The sequence below is a fragment of the Chitinophaga sp. genome (assembly GCF_039596455.1).
Classification (GTDB): Bacteria; Bacteroidota; Bacteroidia; order Chitinophagales; family Chitinophagaceae; genus Chitinophaga.
In genome coordinates, this window is record NZ_JBCNJR010000001.1 from 1614694 (window position 1) to 1637355 (window position 22662).

Here is a 22662-nt window from a genome sequence, read left to right on the forward strand (position 1 = left end):
CTGCACAGTGCCTTCTGCCGTACTGCGCCCATGGCTGCTTTGAATTTTTTCTTTCTTATATGTGAATATCTTCAGAAGAAATAACGCAGCGTTTCAATAATATTGGGCAGTCATGCGCACAAAAATGTGCATGTATTTGTTCAATATTTAAATCGCTGTTCTGAATGAATGCATTGCCTGGCAGGGGCAAATCCGGGAAAGAAGATAGTGGAAAGGGGGCTTTTTTTGCGAAAAAAAACACAGGTGATCTCTTGAGTACATTTGAGTCTATTCTGGGTTTGCAAACAATTCCATTTACAGAAAAGGAAAAAATTGTAAAGCGCGGTATTTCGAAAGACGAACTGGCCACGCTGAAGGAAATTTTTGAGTTTGACTATAACACGCTCAGTGACCTGCTGGCGGTAACAGACCGTACGTTGCACCTGAAAAAAGGGAAAGACACGTTCAGCCTGATCGTGAGTGACCGCATTATGGCCATTGTAGAGCTGTACAGCCATGGTTATACCGTTTTCGGTGACCGTGAGCTGTTCCATACGTGGATGAAAAGCCCCAACCGCGCCCTGGGCGGCCGCACCCCGCTGGAGGCCATAGAAACGCATCCCGGGCTGCTGGAAGTCAGAAGCCTGATCCACAAAGTAAAAAAGGGGGCGTAAGGTATGCGGTTGTTCAAACTCGGGCACTGGGAAGAGGCGTATGACCTGAAAGGGGCGTACCTGGAAAGCGGCCGCTGGAACCTGGCGGCAGACAGCTGCATTTATGTGTTCGATTCCTGGCCGCTCTGCATCCTGGAAAGCAATATTTACGCCGCCACCGGAAAACTGCCGCCCACCATGGTAATATCCGAACTCGACGTGCCTGACGGCAGTTGTGAACTGTTCGATGAAGAAAGCCTGCCGCCTCACTGGCGGGAAGAGCCGCGCCCGCCGGCCGCCCTGGAATTTGGTTCCGCCGTACTGCAGGCGGGCCGCACGCTGGTAGTCGGTTTCCCTTCTATCTACTGGCCGGGACAAAAAAATTACCTCCTTAATCCGAAGCATGAGCTGATGAAGGAGGTAAGTATTGTGAAAGTGGATAAATGCAGCTATTGATCAGGAATTCAACAATGCAATACACCGGTCTATTTCCCTGATATAATCATTGATCTTCCCACGCACTTCTTTCCGGAAGGCTTCTTCTTCTTCAGACAAGCCATTTCCCTGCGTAACCGTGGCTATCCTGGCCAGCTTCAGCTTTTCATCAAGGCCGGCAATAACGGCTTCCTGCCGGCGCAGCTCCTCCTGGTGTTCCAGCAGCTGCGTGCGCAGCATGGCATTATCTGCCTGCGACTGCTGCAGCTTTTTAATGAGCTGCTGCAGTTTGTCCTCAATGCGTTGTATGGTTTGTTCCAGTGCCATTATTTGCGGATCTCCGCCTGTAATTGCGTTTCAAATGCTTTGATGAATTTGCCCATCAGTGCGTCCGTTTCCTGGTCAGTAAGCGTTTTTTCCCTGTTCTGGAAAGTAAAGCTCACGGCGTAAGACTTTTTGCCGGCGCCCAGCTTCTCGCTCTCAAAAACATCGAACAGGTTGATATGTTGCAACAGGTTCGTTTTCACAGAGCGGGCGGCTGTTTCCACGGCGGCAAAGCTTACCTGTTTATCCAGCACCAGCGCAAGGTCTCTTCTTACAGCAGGGAATTTAGGTATTTCTTCGAAGAAAGTATCTTTTACCTGCAATTGCTGCAGTATTACGTCCCAATAAAAATCCGCGTACCAAACGGGTTGTTTGATGTCAAAGGCTTTTAGCTGTTTACCGTCCACGCCGCCTAATACCGCTACGGTACGGCCGTTTACGCTTACTTCAAAAGCAGGCTGAAGGCCGTGTACGGTGGTGGCCGTCATTTGCGGAGCGGGCAGGGCCAGCTGCTGCAATATGTTGGCCACATAACCTTTCAGGTAGTAGAAGTCTACCGCCTGCGGCTTGTGCACCCAGTTCTCCGGCAGCTTCTGCCCGGTAAGGTAGAGGCTGAGGTGGGCGGCTTCCGGGTATTGGCCGGTGGCCTCACGTGTGTAGGTTTTCCCGAACTCGAAGAACAGCAGGTCATCGTTGCGGCGGTTCAGGTTATACGCAATCCGCTCCAGGCCAGATTCCAGCATGGAGGGGCGCATCACGTCCAGCTCAGCGCTCAGGCTGTTCAGCATTTTCACTAGGCTGTCAGGGTCAAGGTGCGTGTAGTACTGGCTGTTGGTGATGGAGTTGGTGAATATCTCGGAAAAGCCGTTGGCGGCCAGGTAGTCGGCAATTTTTTCCTTTACCCGTTCCTTGTCAGGCTGCGCCTGGCGGGAGGGCACCATGTTGACGAATTCTGGGATGGGGATGTTGTCCAGCCCGTCTATCCGCATAATTTCCTCCACAATATCAGCCGGAATGGTAATATCGGGCTTGTACAGGGGAGGGCTTACCCGCAGTTCCTCATCAGATTCGGCATGGATGGTGAAACCCAGGCTGTGCAGGATGTTTTTTACCTGTTCCGGTGCGTACTGGTGGCCGCTGAGGCGGTTAATGTACGCATAGGTAACGGTGATGGAGGGGCTTTCTACGGGTTTGGGATATACGTCCGTAATGCCGGAAGCCGGCAGGCCCTGCGCTATTTCAGCAATAAGGGCTACGGCGCGTTCCAGCGCAAAAGGCGCCAGGCTCACATCCAGCCCTTTTTCGAAGCGCACGGCGGCGTCTGTACGAAGGCCGTGGCGCATGGAGGTTTTACGAATGCCGGTTGCACTGAAGTAAGCGCTTTCCAGGAAGATGTTGACCGTGGTGTCTTTCACGCCGGAGTTCAGTCCACCGAAAACACCTGCAATACAAAGCCCGTTGTTCTCCCCGTCGCAGATCATGAGGTCTCCCTCATCCAGCTTGCGTTCCTTGCCGTCAAGAGACACAAAGGGCGTGCCGGTGGGCAGGTTCTGTATCACCACCTTGCCGCCCTTGATCTGGTCTGCGTCAAAGGCATGCAGCGGCTGGCCGGTTTCGTGGAGCACATAGTTGGTGATGTCAACAATATTATTGATGGGCCGCACCCCGATGGCCTGCAGGCGGTGCTGCATCCAGGCCGGGGAGGGGCCGGTTTTAACGCCGGTAATGGTTTGCCCGCAGTAACGGGGACAGGCTTCGGTGTTTTTCACCTCCACGCCTATCTGCAAGGGTTGTTCCGCAGCGCAGGCCGTATTGAGGCCGGGCCTGCGCACGTGGTAGGCCTGGGTCTTTTCCCGGTTATTAAGGTAGGCGCATACGTCACGGGCCACGCCTATATGGCTCATGGCGTCCATATGGTTGGGGGTGAGGCCAATTTCGTATACCCAGTCCTGTGCGGGCTGGAACAGCTCCCGCGCGGTGAGGCCCGGTTTCAGGGCGGGGTCCAGCACCATAATGCCTTCATGGCTGGCGCCAAGGCCAATTTCGTCTTCCGCGCAGATCATGCCGTAGCTTTCTTCCCCACGGATCTTTGCTTTTTTCATGGTCATGGGCTCGCCTGAAGCGGGGTAGATGGTGGCGCCAACGGGGGCTACCACTACCTTCTGGCCGGCGGCTACGTTGGGCGCGCCGCAGACAATGCTGAGCGGCTCGCCGTTGCCGATGTTCACCCGCGTCAACCGCAGCTTGTCTGCATTGGGGTGGGGCTCCACGCTCAGCACTTCGCCAATTACCAGGCCTTCCAGGCTTCCTTTCACGCTTTCAAACTTTTCCAGGCTCTCTACTTCCAGGCCTATTGCCGTCAGTATCACAGAAAGTTCCTCCGGGCTGGGTTTTACCGGCAAATAGTCACATAACCAGTTATACGAAATTGTCATCTGTTCTTCCTATCAGCACCCAGGGCGCTGTTTTAATTTTGTGAAAATCAATTATTTCCATCACTTTTGCAGCCTTTGCGCTGGCGTGGTGGCGCCGCGTAAAGTTAACAACTTCCGCTGTATGGAACGGGGGAAATTTACGCAAGGAAAATGTGGAAAATCTTTTTACACAAGAAATGTGAATAATCGGAACTTTGCTAGGGATTTTTATTGTTTTTGGTGGATAACTCCCCCTTAAACGGTGGATAACCCGGTATACGTGTTGGCATAACCTGTGCGTTATTGATTGATAAATATAGTTCCGGAGAATGAAGGTTATATTGGAAAAATGCCGTTACCTTAGTTTTCCCGGCTTAAAAAAATTTACAATTTGTTAAAGTTGATGAACGCCATGACATGCCCGAAAAGTTGTAAACCTATAGAGTCACAAGGAGCCTTCGGTAACCATTTTTTTAACCTTCTTTAACTAACTGATATAAATGGATCTTAATCTTAAGAAAGACCGTAATACACGTCGCAAGCCGGGTATCGACATTTCCACAATGGTGTATGGCAAAGTTCCGCCCCAGGCCAAAGAGCTGGAGGAAGCGGTGCTGGGCGCCCTGATGCTGGAAAAAGGCGCATTTGATACGGTCATAGAGATCCTTAAAGCGGAGTGCTTTTACGTAGAGGCGCACCAGAAAGTATTTGCCGCCATGCAGCGGCTGGCGGCCAAATCCATGCCGGTAGACATCCTTACAGTTGTTGAGGAACTGAAGTCTACCGCGGAGCTGGAAGCCGTGGGCGGCCCGTTTTTTATTACCCGCCTCACCAACATGGTGGTTTCTTCTGCCAACATTGAAGCGCACGCCCGTATTGTGCTGCAGAAGTTCATCCAGCGGGAGCTGATCCGTATTTCGGGCGAGATTATCAGCGAGGCGTATGAAGACACGGCGGACGTGTTCGACCTGCTGGACGCAGCAGAATCCAAGCTGTTTGAAGTAACCAATAACCATCTCCGTAAGAATTACGATTCCATTGACCGCATTCTCGTAAATACCATCAAACGTATTGAAGACCTGCGGAACAAGGGAGATGATATTACCGGGGTGCCTTCCGGCTTTCCCACGCTTGACAAGATCACCTACGGGTGGCAGCCTTCTGACCTTATCATCCTGGCGGCGCGCCCCGCGGTGGGTAAAACGGCCTTTGCGCTCAACCTGGTGCGCAACGCCGCCATGCACCCCAAGTTTGCGAAAGGCGCGGCGGTGTTCTCCCTGGAGATGTCCAGCGGACAGATCGTACAACGTATCCTCTCCGCGGAATCAGAGATAAAGCTGGAAAAAATTACCCGCGGCAAGCTGGAAGAGCATGAAATGCGCAAGCTGATGACGCATGGTATTGAAAGGCTGGCCAAAGCGCCCATCTTTATAGACGACACCCCGGGCCTCAACATCTTCGAGCTGCGCGCCAAAGCGCGCAGGCTGGTGCATAACCACGGCGTGGGTCTCATCGTGATTGACTACCTCCAGCTGATGAGCGGCGCCAATGACGGCCGCAATACCAACCGTGAGCAGGAGATCAGTAAAATTTCGAGAGACCTGAAAATGCTGGCCAAGGAGCTGCACATCCCCGTGATAGCACTTTCCCAGCTGAGCCGCGACGTGGAGAAACGTAAAGACGGCAATAAAATGCCGCAATTGAGCGACCTTCGTGAATCAGGCGCCATTGAGCAGGATGCGGACATGGTAATGTTCATTTACCGCCCCGAATACTACGACATCACCACCAATGAAATGGGGGAGTCTAACAAAGGGGAAACGCACGTGCGTATTGCCAAGCACCGTAACGGCCAGCTGGATACCGTAAAGCTCCGCGCCATACTGGAGTTTCAGCGCTTTGAAGACGACGGCTTCGTAGACGGCCCCCCGCAACCCGCCAGCAATCCCTTTGCGGGCATGAAAGGCCATGGCGGCGGCGGGCATGATGAAGCAAAGATCTTCATCCAGAAAGGGTCGAAGATGAACGACATGAATTTTGATGACGACGCATTCGGAGATGCTCCATTCTGATAAAAGGAGCAGGGAAATATACAGAGAGCCGGCGTCAGTATACTGAACGCCGGCTTTTAATTTGAACGGAACCATGAAGCAGCTTTTTAACAAGTACAAGGCACATTACCAGGACAATTTTTACCTCGCCTACCCCGTAGTGATATCGCAGCTGGGCCACACGCTGGTGGCGCTGAGTGACAGTATTATCATAGGCCACACCGGCAAAGTGCCCCTGGCCGCCGTTTCTCTGGGCAACAGCATGTTCACCGTGTTTATGGTAACAGGCATCGGCATGTCTTACGGCCTTACCCCGCTTATTGCACAGGAAAACGGCCGCGGCAACCGCAGCAACTGCGGCAACCTGCTGTCTCACAGCCTGATCATCAATATTATTACCGGTATTGTGCTCTTTGGCGCCATCTGGCTGGTGGGCCAGAACCTGGAAAGAATGGACCAGCCCGCAGATGTGGCGGCGGAAGCCAAGATCTTCCTCCGGTACCTGGCCTTCTCATTTTTGCCGCTGATGATATTTCTCACCTTCAAACAGTTTGCGGAAGGGCTGGGTTTTACGCGGCAGGCCATGAACATCAGCATTATCGGCAACATACTCAACATTCTGCTGGGCATAACACTGGTGTACGGCCTGTTCGGCATTCCCAAAATGGGCATTGCCGGCGTGGGCATTGCAACGTTTACAGACCGGCTGCTGATGGGCGTTACCATGACGTGGTACGTGATGAGATCTCCCCGCTTTAAGGAATACCTGCAAACGTTCAGCCTGCGTAACATCAAAGCCGCCACCCTGCGTAAAATAGCGGGCCTGGGCACGCCCGTGGCGCTGCAGTATATTTTTGAAGTGAGCGCTTTCAGCGGTGCGGCGCTGATGGTGGGTTGGATAGGGGCCACAGAACTGGCGGCACACCAGATAGCCATCAGCCTTGCCGCCATGACGTATATGATGGCCAGCGGTATTTCAGCCGCGGCCGGCATCCGCAGCGGCAACAACCTGGGCCGCGGCAATTTTACAGACCTGCGGCGTTCCGCCATTGCCAGCTATCATATGGTGCTGGTGCTGATGGGCATTACGGCGCTCATTTTTATGTTCGGCAGCCGGCTGCTGCCCGCCATGTATATCAATGACCCGGCGGTGATACACGTAGCGTCCGGCCTGTTGCTCATTGCTGCCTTCTTCCAGCTGTTTGACGGTACGCAGGTAGTAGGCCTGGGCGTGCTGAGGGGCTTGGGAGACGTGAAGGTGCCTACCATCATTACCATGCTGGCCTACTGGGGCCTGGGGCTGCCTGTAGGTTATGTGCTGGGCTTCACTTTCAACTTTGGCGTGCAGGGTATCTGGTGGGGCCTCTTGCTGGGGTTGCTGGGCGCTTCGGTGCTGCTGTTCTTCCGTTTCCAGTCTATTACCCGCGGGCTGGAAAGGCAGGCGGAAACCGGGCATGAAAAATCAGCTATGAACGGATGAAAGCTATAATTTTACAGCATGGAACTACCGGTTTTTTACGCCAGGGATGCGCAGGCGGGTCTTTATACCATGGATGAGCCAACATCCAAATACTGTATACAGGTGTTACGGAAAGAAAAGGGCGATGGGGTGCTGCTGGCCGACGGGCGCGGCACGCGGTACGATGCCGTGATTGTGGACGATCATCGGAAGAAGTGTGTTGTAGAGGTTACTGCGCAAACCCTCATGCCGGCGCCCGCCGTTGCATTGCGTATAGCCATTGCCTTTACCAAAAACGCCGCCCGCATGGAGTGGTTCCTTGAAAAAGCAGTGGAAATAGGCGTGCAGGAAATTGTGCCGCTCCTTACCCTGCGCACGGAAAAGGAAAAGCTAAAAGCCGAAAGGCTGCAGAATATACTGGTATCTGCCATGCTCCAGTCACGGCAATGGTATTTACCGCTGCTGGCGGAGCCTGCGCCGCTGGAAAGCCTGATGGCTGCCACGGAGCAGCGGTTTATTGCGCATTGCCTGCCTGATGAAAAGAAACACCTGCTGGATGCCATGCAGCCGGGGCAGAACAGCCTGCTGCTGATTGGCCCGGAGGGAGACTTTGCGCCCGCAGAAATAGAACTGGCGTTGCAGTACGGCTTTGTGCCGGTTACGCTGGGCAACACCCGGCTGCGCACGGAAACGGCAGGGCTGGTGGCTTGTACGCTGATGGCGGCGGTGAACAGGTGAGGGGTTTTCTTGAAGAGCTTTCTGATATAAAAAACGCGGGCGTTCCATTGAGGAGTGCCCGCGTTCGTTTTTCAAAACGGTATCTTAACCCTTGCCATCGGTGATCTTCGGTTCCCGCAGCTCCACCGGGGGTGCTGTTTTCTTCCGCATCCGCATGTTCAGCAGCTCTACAGAGAAAGAGAAGGCCATGGCAAAGTATACATAGTTCTTGAGGTGGAAATCATGCACTACAGTGGGGTTCCAGCCTTCAATGATGAGAATGCCGCCCACCATGATGAGGAAAGAAAGCGCCAGCATCTTGAGCGTGGGGTGCTTGTGGATGAAGTTGCTGATGCGGGGTGCAAAGGAGAACATGATGAACATGGCAATGATCACTGCCACTATCATGATCTCCACATGTTTGGCGAGGCCTACGGCCGTAATGATGCTGTCAAAGGAAAACACCATGTCTATGAGGATGATCTGCCCCACCACGTTCATGAGCGTGGCCGCGCCTTTGCCGCCTGCCTTGGGTGAGGTTTCTTCCTCTCCCTCCAGTTTGTGGTGTATTTCAAGTGTGGTCTTTACCAGCAGGAAGAGGCCGCCGGCCAGCATAATGAGGTCGCGGAGGCTGATGCCTTTTCCGAAAATGTAGAAGAGCGGGTTCACGGCCTTTACAATATAGCCGATGCAGAGTAGTAATATCACGCGCACGGCTATGCCGGTAAACATCCAGATGCGGCGGGCTTTCAACCGCTGCTGTTCCGGGAGGCGGTTCATGACAATAGATACGAAAATAACATTGTCGATACCCAGCACTACTTCCATGAGCGTAAGCGTAAGCAGGCTGATGAGCGCATCGAGGGTGAGGAGGTCTTGCATATATTATGGATGTTGAGATAATCCCTGGCAAATTTTCTTCACAATGGCGGGCCCTTCATAAATAAAACCGGTGTATACCTGTACGAGGGAGGCCCCTGCGTCCAGTTTTTCCTGTGCATCGGCGGCGGTGAAAATGCCCCCTACGGCAATGATGGGTATTTTGCCGCCTGACTGTTGATGAATATAACGGATCACTTCAGTGGCCCTTTCCTTTACGGGCAGCCCGCTTAGTCCGCCGGCGCCTATCTGCTCCAGGGTTTCTGCCGGTGTTTCCAGGTGCTCCCGGCTAATGGTGGTATTGGTGGCAACAATGCCGGCCAGGCCGGTTTCCGTTACGATCTCGATGATGTCGTTCAACTGCTCGTTCGTAAGGTCAGGCGCTATTTTAAGCAGAATGGGTTTCGATTTGCTTTTTTGCTTATTCAGCGTTTGCAGGTGATGCAGCAGTTGCTTCAGGGGTTCCTTTTCCTGCAGGGCACGCAGGTTGGGCGTGTTGGGAGAGCTGACGTTCACCACAAAATAGTCTACCACGTCAAACAGGGCATGGAAACACTTTTCGTAGTCACTGATAGCCTCCTCGTTAGGCGTGGTTTTGTTTTTGCCGATGTTGCCGCCGATGATGATGTTGGTACGGCGCTTCTGCAGGCGTTTGGCGGCAGCCCTGGCCCCTTCGTTGTTAAAGCCCATGCGGTTGATGAGCGCCTGGTCTGCCGGCAGTCTGAACAGCCGCGGCTGATCATTACCGGGTTGCGGCAGGGGCGTTACAGTGCCTATTTCCACGAAGCCGAAACCCAGCCGGGCCAGCTCATCTATATATTTACCGTCTTTATCGAAGCCGGCAGCCAATCCAACGGGATTGGGGAAACGAAGTCCCCACAAAATTCTTTCAAGCCCGACATTTTTTGGCTGGCAGAAAGCGTCCAGCAGGTTCTTGCCAAAGGGCAGGCCGTTCACTACCTTTAAGCCCCGCATCACGCTGTGGTGAATGCTTTCAGGAGGGAAACCGAAGAGTATTTTTTTGATGAAACCGTACATGTAGGGGCAAAGATATAAAATCGATGCCTATTTGGTTAATCAGCCGTAGCCGCCTAATTTTGCCAGCGTTGTAACATGCTGGACCTCCGCACCTTCGAAAGGATATTCAAAGAGCATCACCCGCACTGTCTCGCCTTCGCCATTCATTACACCGGCGATCCCCACGACGCAGAGGAAGTGGTGCAGCTCGTGTTTTCCCAGTTATGGGAGAAGCGGGAGCATATTGCCATTACCGGCTCGGAACGTTCTTACCTGTTTACCGCCATCCGCAATACGGCCATCAGCCAGTGGCGCAAGCAGACGGTACGGTCTGAGAAGGAACAGTCTTTCGGCCAGATGCAGGAAGTGGAGGTGCATTTGTCACTACAGGCCCGTGAGCTGGAAAACCGGCTGGAGCAGGCGCTGGAAAAGCTGCCGGAACGCTGCCGCGAAGTATTTCTCCTGAGCCGCCGCCAGCAGCTGAAATACGCTGAAATTGCCGCGGTGATGGATATTTCTGTTAAAACTGTTGAAAACCAGATGGGTAAGGCGCTCAAAATACTCCACCAGGAGCTGAGAGAGTACCTGCGCCTGTTTTTATAAAGTGCCGGCATAGGGGGAGCGCGCAGCCGCAAACGTCCTCTAACCGGAAAATCTGTTAACATTACAACTGTACATGAGCAATTTGCAACCTGATGAGGCTTTATATTCCCTGCTTTGCAAGTACCTGCTGAACGAAGCGGATGCTACGGAGCGCCAGTGGGTGGAAGCATGGCGCATGCAACAGCCTGTTAATGAGGAAGTGCTGAACGCCGTTAGCCGTGTGCTGGAGGCTTCCATGCAGGCTGCCGCGCACCCGGCCAGGGATACGGAAGCCAGCTGGCAAAGGTTGCTGAAAGATATTGGCCGCGGGCAGGCGAAAGAAAGGCCGGAATCTCCTGACGGAAGCCGGCCGCAACCGGAGGCTGCAATTATCCCGATGCAGGGCCGTGAACCGGAAGCTTCAGCAGAAGCCGCCGTCATCCCCATGCGCCGCCGCTTCACCTGGCCCGCCGCCGCAGCCATATTAGTAATAGCCCTGGGCCTGGGTTACTGGCTCTGGCCCGGCCCCGCCGCGGAACCGCAGGTATTTGCCGGCGGCCAGCAGGCCGTGCTGGAAGACGGCAGCCGCGTGGCCCTGGAACAAAATGCCGCGCTCAAAGTAGCGGAAAGCTTCGGGAAGAAGGAACGCCGCGTCCAGTTCTCCGGCAAGGCCGTGTTCAACGTTGCTCAAAACCCGGGAAACCCCTTTGTAGTGGAGCTGGGGCAAACAGAGATCAAGGTGCTGGGCACGGAGTTTTCTGTAGATTATGACGGGCATGCGGAACTTACCATACACGTCAGCAGCGGCAAAATACTGGTAACAGACCGGCAGCAGGGAGACAGCGTGGTGCTCACCCAGGGCATGATGCTCCGCCGCGAAGAGCAGAAAGCTCATTTTTCAGTGGCCGAAAATATTCCGGACCTGTCCGGCAAACAATTGGTGTTCCATAATGTACCTTTACACAAAGTGCTGGCCGCCGTTGAAGCCGTGTATAATATACAGGTATCAGTGGCGGACTCCACGCTGTTGCAGAAAGAGGTAACCGCCAATTTTGAGAATGAGTCTGTAGATAACGTGATGGCCACTATCGCCTATATGACCAACTCACAGGCCGAAAAAACCGGTGAGCAGCAGTTTTCCATCAAATAGAGGACCTAACTAAAAAAAACTTGTATAATGTCGTTGGCGAGGAAGCTCCTGCTTGGGCTGGTCATTGCTTGTATTCCTATACAGGTTTTTGCCTGGAACTGGCGCACAAAAATTTCTTTATCGCTCAAAGACCAACCCCTTTCCGTTGCTTGTGAATGGATGGAGAAAGAATACGGTATTCATTTCTCCTACAGCCGCGATGTGGTGACCATGACCCGCCGCGTGAACATCCGGGTGAAAGACGTACCCCTTCGCCGTGTATTGGACCAGTTGTTCACTGAAAACGGCATCCAGTACAAACGCATCGGCGATCAGCTGGTGCTCACCGTGAAACATTCCGCCAGCCGCACCATCAGCGGTTTTGTGGAAGACGCCGTAACGGGAGAAAAGCTGATTGGCGCCACCGTATATGCCCCCGGCCTGCATACCGGCACCACCTCTAACCAGTACGGCTTTTACAGCCTCACTACGGCAAAAGATACCAGCAGCCTGTCCGTCTCCTACATCGGCTATAAACCCGTGAACATCCCGCTGAAAGACGGCGAAAGCCGCCGCGTGAACATCAAACTGTCTCCCGCCAACACCCTGCAGGAAGTAGAGGTAACAGACAATTTCCCCAAGCTGCAGGAGCAAACGCAAATGAGCAAGGTGAACCTGGCCGTGTCACAAACCAAGACCATGCCCCGCATGCTGGGAGAAGCAGACGTATTGCGCACCATACAGGCCATGCCCGGCGTGAGCGGCGGTATGGAAGGCTCCAGCGGCATTCATGTGCGGGGCGGCAGCCCTGACCAGAACCTCATTTTGCTGGATGGCACGCCGGTATACAATTCCACCCATGCCTTCGGTATCTTTTCCGTATTCAACCCGGATATGGTCAAGAACGTGGAGCTGTACAAAGGCGCGTTCCCCGCGCGGTATGGCGGCCGCCTTTCTTCGGTGGTGGATATTTCCATGAAAGACGGTGATATGCATGAGTATCACGGAGAAGTATCGCTGGGCCTGCTGGCTTCCAAAATAATGGTGGAAGGCCCCATTGCCAAAGGCAAAACATCTTTCATTGTTACCGGCCGCCGCACCTATGCAGACCTGCTGGCGCAGGACGTGGCCAAGAACCAGCTGAACCTGGGAAAAGAAGGGGAGTTCTGGCTTTATTTCTTTGATGCCAACGCCAAGATCAATCATATCTTTTCACAGAAAGACCGGCTGTACCTCAGCGCCTACGGCGGCAGAGACCATCTCAGCGTAAAACGTGACCATGAGTTTGATACCATGAACGGAGAAGCCAAGCGGTATCATGAACAAATGCGTTTCCGGCTGGGCTGGGGCAACCAGGCTTATTCCCTGCGCTGGAACCACATTTTCAGCCCGCGCCTTTTTTCCAACACTACGCTCAACTATTCGCAATTCAATTTCAATACAGACTACCAGTACAACTACCTGGCGCTGGATACGCCGCGGGTGCGGGAATCTGACAATATGAACGGCCGGTATTTTTCAAAAGTGCAGAACGCCGGCGGCAAAATAGATTTCGATTATCGCCCTAATCCCAATCATGCCGTGCGTTTCGGCCTGCAGGCCACCTACAATATCTTCCAGCCCGGCATCCTCCGTTTCAACAATATTTCAGACAACCAGCAGCTTACAGACACGTCTTATAACGATGAAACCTCCGGCGGGCTTGAGCTGGCCGTGTACTTTGAAGATGACTGGAGAATAGGGGATTCCGTTCACCTCAATCTGGGCGTGCACGCATCGTCTTTCCTGGTGCCGGGGCGCTCCTACCTGTCTGTGCAGCCCCGGCTGGGCTTTCGTTACCTGCTGCCGCGCAGGTGGGCATTGAAGCTGTCTAATACCATGATGACGCAGTATCTCCACCTGCTGACCAACAGCGCCACCTATATGCCAACAGACCTTTGGGTAGCCGCAACAGACAAGGTGCCGCCCATGTTTGCCAACCAGGTGGCGGCAGGCCTGGCAAAAACCAGCCAGAGCGGTACGTATGAAATATCTGTGGAAGGCTACTACAAAACCATGCTCAACGTAATAGAGTACAACGAGCTGGCAGACAACTTCCAGTCAGCCACCCGCAGCTGGGAAGACAATGTGATTGTTGGCCGGGGCTGGAGCTACGGCGGGGAATTCTTCCTGCAGAAAAAGAAAGGAGATTTCCGGGGATGGGTGGGTTATACCCTTGCCTGGTCTCAGCGCGCATTCCCCAATGTGAACCAGGGCAGGGTATTCCCGTACAAGTATGACCGCCGGCACGATGTAGAGCTGGTGCTTACCCAGCGCCTGGGCAAACGCTGGGAGCTGTCTGCACAATGGCAGTACTCCAGCGGCGCGCCGCTTTCCCTGCCCGTGGGCAGCTATGAAGAAACGGGAGAATCGTCTCCACACATGCCGCCGGGGCTGGAGCCGGGTGGGGAAGTGGATGTTGCAGGCAACCGCAACATGCTGCGCATGCAGGACGTACACCGGCTTGACGTGGGCGCCACGCACGTAAAGGAAAGGAAGAACGTAAGGTATACGCTGAACATCAGCCTGTACAATGTGTACAACCAGCAGAACCCGTTTTTCTATTATTATAAACGGAACAACGAGACCAGGGAGCGGGAGCTGACCATGCTCAGCATATTGCCCATACTGCCCAGCGTTTCCTACTCAATCAGGTTTTAACATGAGAAAGATATTGTTTTATATCATCCTGGCCTTTTCATTGGCTGCCTGTGAAAAAAAGGTAGACATACCCACTCCTTATGACGGAGACAAGATTGTGGTGAACGGGCTGATGCAGCCAGACAGTGTGCTGTACATCCGCATTACCCGCTCCCAGCCGCCGGGCGCCAGCGTATTCCCTGAAATTACGGATGCCGGGGTGGAAGTTAAAGCCGGTGGACATTTGCTGCTCATGCAGCGGCAGCAAATAGGCGGCAAGGGATACTTTGTATCAACAGAGCCGGTAGCGGCCCATCTTTCATACAGCATTACCGTTACCGCGCCGGGCCTCGATACGGTACATGCCGCAGATACCCTGCCCCGCAGTCCCGCTATCAAGGAGCCGTTTGCACAGGCCGGTGGCAACCGGGTGAAGTTTTTATTGAAAGACCTCCCCGGCAAGGATTTTTACCGGTTCAGGCTCTTCAGCGGGGAGAAAAATGCCGCAGGGGCAGTGATGCCGGTGAAAAGATTGCGGTACCGTTTTGACCCTTCGTACAACAACAGCTTTACAGACCTCATTACCAACAATTACCTGGAAAGCACGCTGATACCTGATGAAAGGTTTGACGGCCGGGAAACCACTATTGTGATGCAAACGGAGCAGATGAACAAGGCGGGTGATTACCTGCTGCTGGAAGTAACCGGGCTTACTTATGATACCTGGCATTACATGAAAACGCTGGAAGTGCAGAACGCCAACGAAGGCAACCTGCTGGTGGAGCAAAACCGCGTACACAGCAACGTAAACGGCGGCTATGGCATCTTTGGCGGCCTCAATGCAGCGTATTTGGAGATAGAGATCAAATAAGGGCTAAAATCCTTAAATTTGAATAGTATCAAAAAAAAGGAGTAGATCATGCAGGACGCATATATAGTAGCAGGATTCAGAACGGCGGTAACAAAGTCCAAAAGAGGCGGTTTCCGCTTTTACCGGCCGGATGACCTGGCGGTGGACGTTATTACCGGGTTATTAAAAACCATTCCGCAGCTGGAGCCGAACAGGGTAGATGATCTGATTGTTGGCAACGCCGTGCCGGAGGCAGAGCAGGGCCTGCAGATAGGCCGTATGATCTCCGTACGCGCCCTCGGCATTGAGGTGCCCGGCATGACGGTGAACAGGTATTGCGCTTCCGGCCTGGAAACCATTGCCATTGCCACTGCCAAGATACAGACGGGGCAGGCGCATTGCATCATTGCCGGTGGAACGGAAAGCATGAGCCTGGTACCTGTGGCCGGCTGGAAAACAGTGCCCGCCTACAGTGTGGCTTCCACCACGCCAGACTATTACCTGAGCATGGGCCACACCGCGGAGGCAGTAGCCAAAGAATTTTCGGTAAGCCGCGAAGAGCAGGACGCTTTTGCCCTCCGCTCTCACCAGCGCGCCATCAACGCCATCAAAAACGGGTATTTCAAAAACGGTATTCTTCCCATCAACGTGGAAGAAGTATATGTGAACGAAAAAGGGAAAAAACAAACCCGCAGTTACGTAGTAGATACAGACGAAGGCCCGCGGCCGGACACTTCACCCGAAGCCCTGGCCAAGCTCAAGCCGGTGTTTGCCGCAGGCGGCTCCGTGACGGCCGGTAACTCTTCCCAAACCAGTGACGGCGCTGCGTTTGTGGTAGTGATGAGTGAAAAGATGATGAAAGAGCTGAACCTGCAGCCCATTGGCCGCCTGGTTTCCTGCGTGAGCGCAGGCGTGCATCCGCGCATCATGGGCATAGGCCCCGTGGCCGCAGTGCCCAAAGCCTTGCAGGTAGCCGGCAAAACCCTGCAGAACATAGACCTGGTGGAGCTGAATGAAGCCTTTGCTTCGCAGTCCGTGGCCGTTATCCGCGAGCTGGGCCTTGACCCTGAAAAAGTTAACATTAACGGCGGGGCCATTGCCTTGGGCCACCCCCTGGGCTGTACCGGCGCCAAACTGACCGTACAATTGCTGCATGACATGAAGCGGCTGAACAAAAAGTACGGCATTGTTACGGCCTGCGTGGGCGGCGGACAGGGAATTGCCGGCGTAATCGAGAACCTTGCCTAGAAAAATATGTTCCCCCGTAAAAAGCCTGCCATTAACGGCAGGCTTTTTTATGCCCGGTCACCACATTTCATATAAAATAATATGATTGAATTAAACTTTTTACTAATTTGCTTCCGGAAAACCGCTATTGCCTTGCCTTAAATTAAGGCAACAGCCGCCTAAAACCGTATCCCAGATGGACCGTAGAGACTTCTTAACACTAGCCCCTTCCCGCAAAAAAACGGTGAAAGTGAACGCTGCCAGAACTTATTCCGGCCTTACGCCTTATACAGGCGAATGGGGTACGGCGCAAGTGGTGCATTTGTTGAAAAGGGCCATGTTCGGCGCCAAACCCGCCGATGTAAAGCATTTTGCCGCCATGAGCCTGGATGCGGCGGTAGACGCGCTCCTGCAAACCAATGTGGCAACGCCGGCCCCGCCTGTCAACAACTACAGCCAGGGCGCGCCAGACAGTACGGGCGTTGCGCCGGGGGCCAGCTGGGCTGCGGCCCCGGAGGGAGATGAAGATCTGAATAACGACCGCCGCGGTTCTTACAAAGCCTGGTGGATAGGCCTCATGCTCAACCAGGAACGGAACATCCATGAAAAACTGGTGCTTTTCTGGCACAATCACTGGGCCACAGAAACACAAACCATACAGGATGCACGGTTCATGTACCTGCATAACGTGACCCTGCGCAACCACGCGCTGGGCAACTTCAAGGCCATGGCCAAAGCCATTACTCTTGACCCCGGCATGCTGGTATACCTGAACGGTTACCTCAATGAAAAGACAGCGGCAGACGAAAACTATGCGCGTGAGCTGCTGGAGCTGTTTACCTGCGGCAAAGGCCCTGATTCACTTTACCAGGAAGAAGATGTGCGCGCCGCCGCACACGTGCTCACCGGCTACAAGGTAGACAAGGTGAACATCCGCTCCTACTTCGACCCCAGCAAGCACGACATCACCAACAAGCAGTTCTCCAGCTGGTTTTCCAATAAAGTGATCAGCGGCAAAACGGGAGAAATGGGCGCTACCGAGCTGGATGATATGCTCAATATCATTTTTACGCAGCACGAAGTGGCGAAGTTCATCTGCCGCAAGTTTTACCAGTTCTTTATTTACTACGAAATAGACGAAGCGGCGGAAACCAACGTGATAGAGCCGCTGGCCAAGGTGTTCCGCGATTCCGGGTATGAGATAAAACCCTTGCTGCAGGCGCTGTTCAAAAGCGAGCATTTTTACGACCCGCTGAACATGAGCTGCCTCATCAAAAGCCCGGTAGACTATACCGTGGGCCTTTGCCGCGAATTTGGCGTTGCCTTTGCCCCGGCCGCGGATTATGCCAACGCTTATCCGCAATGGGCCGCCGTACAAAGCGCCGCCGCCCGGCAGCAGCAGAACATTGGCGATCCGCCCGGTGTATCAGGCTGGGAAGCGTATTACCTGGCGCCGCAGTTCCATGAGCTGTGGATCAATACAGACACGCTGCCGCAGCGCAACATGTTCGCAGACCAGATGATAGGCCCCGGCTTTCGCGGGTTGCGCATAGACCCCATAGTGTTTGCAGACCAGATGTCTGAGCCCGGCAATCCCGTAACGCTTGTAAAAGATTCGCTGGACGTTCTTTACAGGATGGGCGTTTCAGACACCACCAAAGCTTTCCTGAAAGACAAGATATTGCTGCTGGGCCAGGAACAGGACTATTACTGGACGGAAGCCTGGAACCTGTACAAATCGGACCCCTCCAATGCTGCCAACAGGAACGTAGTGGTGAAACACCTGACCGACCTGTACAAATACATCATGAACCTGTCTGAATACCATTTAGCCTAGATCACGTTGAAAACCTATTTATGAAACGTAGAGACTTCCTTAAATATACCGCACCCGCAGCCATACTGCCTTCTTTCATCAACGGCTTTGCGGTGAAGGCCTTCGGCGCCTCGCCCTTGCTGGCGGCCTTGCAGGGCGCGGCGGAGGAGAATGATCATGTGCTGGTGATGATACAGCTGAACGGCGGTAATGACGGGTTGAACATGGTGATACCGCTTGACCAGTACGGCAAGTACCAGGCCGCCCGTACAAATATCGCTATTCCGGAAGGAAGCGTGCTGAGGCTGGCGGGGCAAACCAAAACAGGGCTGCACCCGGCCATGACCGGCGTTCGTGACCTGTATAACGACGGGCATGTGGGCATCATTCACAGCGTAGGCTATCCCTCCGCTAACTTCTCGCACTTCCGCGCTACGGATATCTGGCTGACAGGTTCGGATGCCAATGAAGTGCTGCCTACGGGCTGGGGCGGCCGTTTCCTGGAAACGCAATACCCCGGCTTTCCGCAGGGTTATCCCAATGCAGAAATGCCTGATCCGCTGGCCATACAGATCGGTTCTGTAGTGTCTCCCGCCTTCCAGGGTACAGACGTGAACATGGGCATGGCGGTAACCAGCGCTACTGATTTTTACAATCTCATCAACGGCATAGAAGACCCCGTGCCCAACACCAGGGCCGGCAAGGAATTGAAATACATCCGCCTCATCCAGCAGCAAACCAACAAATTTGCAGACTCCATCAAGCTGGCCGCTTCAAAAGTGACCAACCAGGGCGCCTACCCGGCCAACAACCACCTGGCGGAACAGCTGAAGATCGTGGCAAGGCTGGTGGCAGGCGGCCTCAAAACGCGGCTGTACATGGTGAGCATTGGCGGGTTTGACACCCATGCCAGCCAAACCAACAGCGGAGATACCACCACGGGCGTGCACGCCAAACTGCTGGGAGATGTGTCTTCCGCCGTGAAGGCTTTTATGGATGACCTGAAAGGCCTCAAAAAATCGCAGCGCGTAGTAGGCATGACCTTCTCCGAATTTGGCCGCCGCATCCGCTCCAATGGCAGCATGGGCACAGACCATGGCGCCTCCGCCCCCATGATCATTTTTGGTGACTATGTGAACCAGCAGGTGCTGGGCAACAACCCCACCATGCCAGACGCTGCTTCTCCCACAGATAATGTGCCCATGCAATACGACTTCCGTTCCGTATATGCGTCTCTGTTAGAGCAATGGTTCTGCGTGAAAAGCGCAGACCTCAACCACATCATGCTCCGCAACTACCAGAGCCTGCCGCTTGTGAACGGCCTGGCCTGCGGCGTGGTGACCAATGTGCCCGGCATTAATGACGGGCTGGAGTTCATCAGCAACTATCCCAATCCCTTCTCTGCAAAAACCACTATCACCTACAAGTCCAAAGGTGGTCATACCATGATCCAGATCTTTGACACCATGGGCCGGCTGGTAGCTACGCCGGTAGATAAAGTGCATGCCGCGGGAGACTATACCATTCCCTTTGACGGTGAAAGGCTGGCCAACGGCGTATATTATGCCCGCCTGCAAAACGGTGTGATACAGCAGGTGAGAAGCATGCTGAAGGTGAGATAGGGCTGCAACGGCGTTGCATTCTTCTGATTTTATGTATCTTTGCCCTGCAAACCAGGCAGGTGAAGAAGCTTTTACAACAAATAGGGGCCATTATACTGCTGGGCGTGTTTTGTTTATACATTACGCCCCGGGATTATGTGCACCATTTTGTAGGGCATGAAGATACGGTAGACGAGGCCTGCAGCCTGGTATATGCAGATGCGCCGGTACTCTCCGGGCAGCACCAGCACTGTGACTGGCTGCATTGGGAAGTGGAGGCCTACCTGCCTTCCTACCACACCAGCATCCCCGCTGTGCCGCATCAATATGCGGTGGTGAACCAGCCGCTTCCCCTGCATTTCTTCTCTTACCCCGCCTATTATTTTTCGCTCCGCGCGCCCCCATTGGCCTGAGCCCTCATCCTCCCCATCAGGTACCTGATTTTATATGTGGCGGCAGCATGCTGCCAATGATCTTCTGTTCACATGCAAATGATTAGAAAATTCGCATTGACGGGCGTTTTGCTGCAATTGTTGTTTGTAGCGGCGGCCAGTGCGCAGTGTACCATCCGCCTCAGCGGTACGGTAACAGACAGCGAAACAAAGCAGCCGCTGCCGGGCGCTACTATTGTGGTAAAGGAAAACGGCATGGCGGTAAAAAGTGACGATAAAGGTTTTTACCGGCTGGAAGGCCTCTGCCCCGGTTTCTACACGGTTCACATCAGCCATATCGGCTGTCTGCCGGTAGAGGTGGCCTGGCAGGTGAGCGCGGACGAGCGCCGCAATATTTCCCTGCCGCACAGTGTTACGCAGCTGCAGGAAATAGCCGTAACCGGCCACGCCGCCAAGGAAGTAACTACCGCCCCGGTAGAATCGCTCAGCGGCAGGGAGCTGGAAAAAACGCGCGGCCTCACGCTGGGCGAAGCGCTGAAAAAAGTAAATGGCGTTACCTCCATGACCACCGGGCCCAATGTGTCGAAACCCGTCATCAACGGGCTGCATAGCAACCGCGTGCTTATCCTCAACAACGGCATCCGCCAGGAAGGCCAGCAATGGGGCTCGGAACACGCGCCGGAAGTAGACCCGTTCCTTGCCAATAAAATGGTGGTGATCAAAGGCGCAGGGGCGTTGCGTTATGGCGGAGATGCCATTGGCGGCGTGGTGCTGGTAGAGCCCAAAGCCCTGCCGGTGAAACCGGGGCTGGGCGGCGAGCTGAACCTGGCCGGGTTCTCCAATAACAGGCTGGGCGCGGTGTCTGCCATTATTGAGCAGCAGGTGCCGAAGCTGCCTGCCCTCAGCTGGCGGCTGCAGGGTACCCTCCGTAAAGGCGGCAACGTAAAAACGCCGGGCTACTGGCTGGATAATACCGGTGTGGAAGAATACAACTTCTCCGGCGCCGTGGGCTGGAAAAAACCGGCGTATGGCGTGGAGCTGTTCTACAGCCAGTTCAATACCAACCTGGGGGTGTTTGAAGGCTCACACATCGGCAACCGGGAAGACCTGGAGCAGGTTATTCAGCAAGAACGCCCGCTGCCGGAATTTACAGAAGGCTTTACCTACAAAATAAACCGGCCGTACCAGCATGTGGAGCATGAGCTGTTCAAAATAAAAAGTTACCTGAACACCGGCAAGGCCGGCCGCCTCAACCTGGTGCTGGCCCGCCAGTTCAATTATCGTGATGAGCTGGATGCCAAGTCTGCACTGTCTGTGAACCAGATGAACCTCAACCTCACCACTTACAACGGGGAGCTGTTGTGGGACCATTTCAGCTGGAAAGGCCTGCGCGGCACCATTGGCGCTACAGGTACCTATCAGCAGAACAGCTACCGCAGCAGGCTCTTTGTGCCGAATTATGAAAGCCTGCAGTGGGGCGCCTTCTGGACGGAAAAATGGGAGAGCGCCAACCAGAAATGGCTGGTGGAGGGCGGTATCCGTTACGACAACAAACAATACTACAACATTGGTGACAATGCCGGCAGCATCAACTATCCAGAACAGGACTATGCCAGCATTTCCGGCTCGCTGGGCGCGCAGTACCGCGTTACAGACAACTTTCACGTATCTGTGAACGCCGCCCGCGCATGGCGCCCGCCGGGGGTGAACGAATTGTATGCCAGCGGCCTGCACCACGGCGCGGCCGTATATGTAGACGGTGACGCATACCTCAAGGCCGAGAACGCCGCCAAATTCAACACTACCCTGCATTATGATATCAGTGACAAGCTGGAAGCAGATATGAACCTGTATTACAACTACATCCGCAATTTCATTTTCCAGCAGCCTACAGACAGCATAGTGGTCACCGTACGCGGTGCTTTCCCCTATACTTTCTTCCGCCAGGCAGACGTGAGCATGAAAGGGCTAGATGCGCAGCTGCGCTGGCAGTTCCTTCCCAAATGGCAGCTCACTTCCAAGGCGTCCATCTTGCGGGCGTACAACGAAACGGAAAAAGACTGGCTCATCAATATGCCGGCAGACCGGTTCGAGAACGAGCTGAGCTTTTCACCGGGGAACTACAAGGCATTCACCGAGAACTATATATCCGTTTCCGTTAGTAACGTATTGAAACAGACGCGTACGCCGGCTAACCCGGATAATAAAAACGATCCCCGCGGGCAAGACCTGATAGCACCGCCTTCCGGCTATACATTACTGGGCCTGGAAGCAGGCAGCACCGTGCACTTCGGCCGGCAGCCGGTATCCTTCATTGCAGGCGCCGCCAACCTGCTGAACGCACGCTATCGCGATTACCTGAACTTCTTCCGCTACTTCGCGGACGAACCGGGCAGAAATATTTATCTCAAAGTAAAGATGCCGCTCCTGTTCGGGAAAAAAGCATCCTAGTAAAAAC

18 protein-coding genes are annotated in these 22662 nt (G+C 54.1%); 14 read left to right on the forward strand and 4 right to left on the reverse strand.

Annotation, left to right across the window (positions count from 1 at the left end; genetic code table 11):
* Positions 1 to 251: 251 nt before the first annotated feature.
* Both ABDW36_RS06780 and ABDW36_RS06785 read left to right on the forward strand, forming a co-directional pair.
* A complete protein-coding gene (locus ABDW36_RS06780) occupies positions 252 to 653 on the forward strand; it encodes an antitoxin Xre/MbcA/ParS toxin-binding domain-containing protein (RefSeq protein ID WP_343701120.1) in 402 nt (133 codons plus the stop codon).
* 3 nt (positions 654 to 656) lie between these two features.
* Entirely contained in the window at positions 657 to 1088 is a 432-nt protein-coding gene (locus ABDW36_RS06785) for an RES family NAD+ phosphorylase (protein ID WP_343701121.1), read from the forward strand.
* On the opposite strand, the gene ABDW36_RS06790 is transcribed toward ABDW36_RS06785, so the two are convergent.
* The gene (locus ABDW36_RS06790; RefSeq protein ID WP_343701122.1) at positions 1089 to 1394 is read right to left on the reverse strand and encodes a hypothetical protein; all 306 of its coding nucleotides are present in this window, start codon (positions 1392 to 1394) and stop codon (positions 1089 to 1091) included.
* Entirely contained in the window at positions 1394 to 3826 is a 2433-nt protein-coding gene (pheT, locus tag ABDW36_RS06795; RefSeq protein WP_343701123.1) for a phenylalanine--tRNA ligase subunit beta, read from the reverse strand. The genes ABDW36_RS06790 and pheT overlap by 1 nt, the downstream gene beginning before the upstream one ends.
* Before the next feature lie 479 nt (positions 3827 to 4305).
* Here pheT and dnaB point away from each other — a divergent pair, with 479 nt between their 5' ends.
* From dnaB to ABDW36_RS06810, 3 genes are all read left to right on the forward strand, one after another.
* Positions 4306 to 5877, forward strand: a complete 1572-nt coding sequence (dnaB, locus tag ABDW36_RS06800; RefSeq protein WP_343701124.1) for a replicative DNA helicase — start codon at positions 4306 to 4308, stop codon at positions 5875 to 5877.
* Positions 5878 to 5950: 73 nt separating this feature from the next.
* Positions 5951 to 7336 (forward strand): MATE family efflux transporter, encoded by a 1386-nt coding sequence (locus tag ABDW36_RS06805; RefSeq protein ID WP_343701125.1) that lies wholly within the window; start codon positions 5951 to 5953, stop codon positions 7334 to 7336.
* A gap of 18 nt (positions 7337 to 7354) precedes the next feature.
* Positions 7355 to 8053, forward strand: coding sequence for an RsmE family RNA methyltransferase (locus ABDW36_RS06810; RefSeq protein WP_343701126.1), 699 nt, complete (start codon positions 7355 to 7357; stop codon positions 8051 to 8053).
* A gap of 84 nt (positions 8054 to 8137) precedes the next feature.
* Here ABDW36_RS06810 and ABDW36_RS06815 read toward each other — a convergent pair whose 3' ends face one another.
* Complete coding sequence (locus ABDW36_RS06815; RefSeq protein ID WP_343701127.1) at positions 8138 to 8914, reverse strand: TerC family protein; 777 nt, start codon at positions 8912 to 8914, stop codon at positions 8138 to 8140.
* A 3-nt stretch (positions 8915 to 8917) separates the two neighbouring features.
* Positions 8918 to 9949 carry a quinone-dependent dihydroorotate dehydrogenase gene (locus ABDW36_RS06820; RefSeq protein WP_343701128.1) on the reverse strand — a complete coding sequence of 344 codons (1032 nt, stop codon included), beginning with the start codon at positions 9947 to 9949 and terminating at the stop codon, positions 8918 to 8920.
* Between the two features lie 75 nt (positions 9950 to 10024).
* On the opposite strand from ABDW36_RS06820, the gene ABDW36_RS06825 reads away from it, so the two are divergent.
* The 9 genes from ABDW36_RS06825 (at position 10025) to ABDW36_RS06865 (ending at position 22655) form a co-directional block, all read left to right on the forward strand.
* Positions 10025 to 10531, forward strand: a complete 507-nt coding sequence (locus tag ABDW36_RS06825) for an RNA polymerase sigma-70 factor (RefSeq protein ID WP_343701129.1) — start codon at positions 10025 to 10027, stop codon at positions 10529 to 10531.
* 73 nt (positions 10532 to 10604) lie between these two features.
* Positions 10605 to 11660: a FecR domain-containing protein gene (locus tag ABDW36_RS06830; protein ID WP_343701130.1), complete on the forward strand. Its 1056-nt coding sequence runs from the start codon at positions 10605 to 10607 to the stop codon at positions 11658 to 11660.
* Between the two features lie 27 nt (positions 11661 to 11687).
* Positions 11688 to 14339, forward strand: a complete 2652-nt coding sequence (locus tag ABDW36_RS06835; RefSeq protein WP_343701131.1) for a TonB-dependent receptor — start codon at positions 11688 to 11690, stop codon at positions 14337 to 14339.
* 1 nt (position 14340) lies between these two features.
* Entirely contained in the window at positions 14341 to 15189 is an 849-nt protein-coding gene (locus ABDW36_RS06840; RefSeq protein ID WP_343701132.1) for a DUF4249 domain-containing protein, read from the forward strand.
* Positions 15190 to 15237: 48 nt separating this feature from the next.
* Positions 15238 to 16416, forward strand: coding sequence for an acetyl-CoA C-acyltransferase (locus tag ABDW36_RS06845; protein WP_343701133.1), 1179 nt, complete (start codon positions 15238 to 15240; stop codon positions 16414 to 16416).
* A 175-nt stretch (positions 16417 to 16591) separates the two neighbouring features.
* The gene (locus tag ABDW36_RS06850; RefSeq protein ID WP_343701134.1) at positions 16592 to 18232 is read left to right on the forward strand and encodes a DUF1800 domain-containing protein; all 1641 of its coding nucleotides are present in this window, start codon (positions 16592 to 16594) and stop codon (positions 18230 to 18232) included.
* 20 nt (positions 18233 to 18252) lie between these two features.
* Positions 18253 to 19833, forward strand: a complete 1581-nt coding sequence (locus ABDW36_RS06855) for a DUF1501 domain-containing protein (RefSeq protein WP_343701135.1) — start codon at positions 18253 to 18255, stop codon at positions 19831 to 19833.
* A 59-nt stretch (positions 19834 to 19892) separates the two neighbouring features.
* Positions 19893 to 20225: a hypothetical protein gene (locus ABDW36_RS06860; RefSeq protein WP_343701136.1), complete on the forward strand. Its 333-nt coding sequence runs from the start codon at positions 19893 to 19895 to the stop codon at positions 20223 to 20225.
* Between the two features lie 72 nt (positions 20226 to 20297).
* Complete coding sequence (locus ABDW36_RS06865; RefSeq protein ID WP_343701137.1) at positions 20298 to 22655, forward strand: TonB-dependent receptor; 2358 nt, start codon at positions 20298 to 20300, stop codon at positions 22653 to 22655.
* Positions 22656 to 22662: the final 7 nt, after the last annotated feature.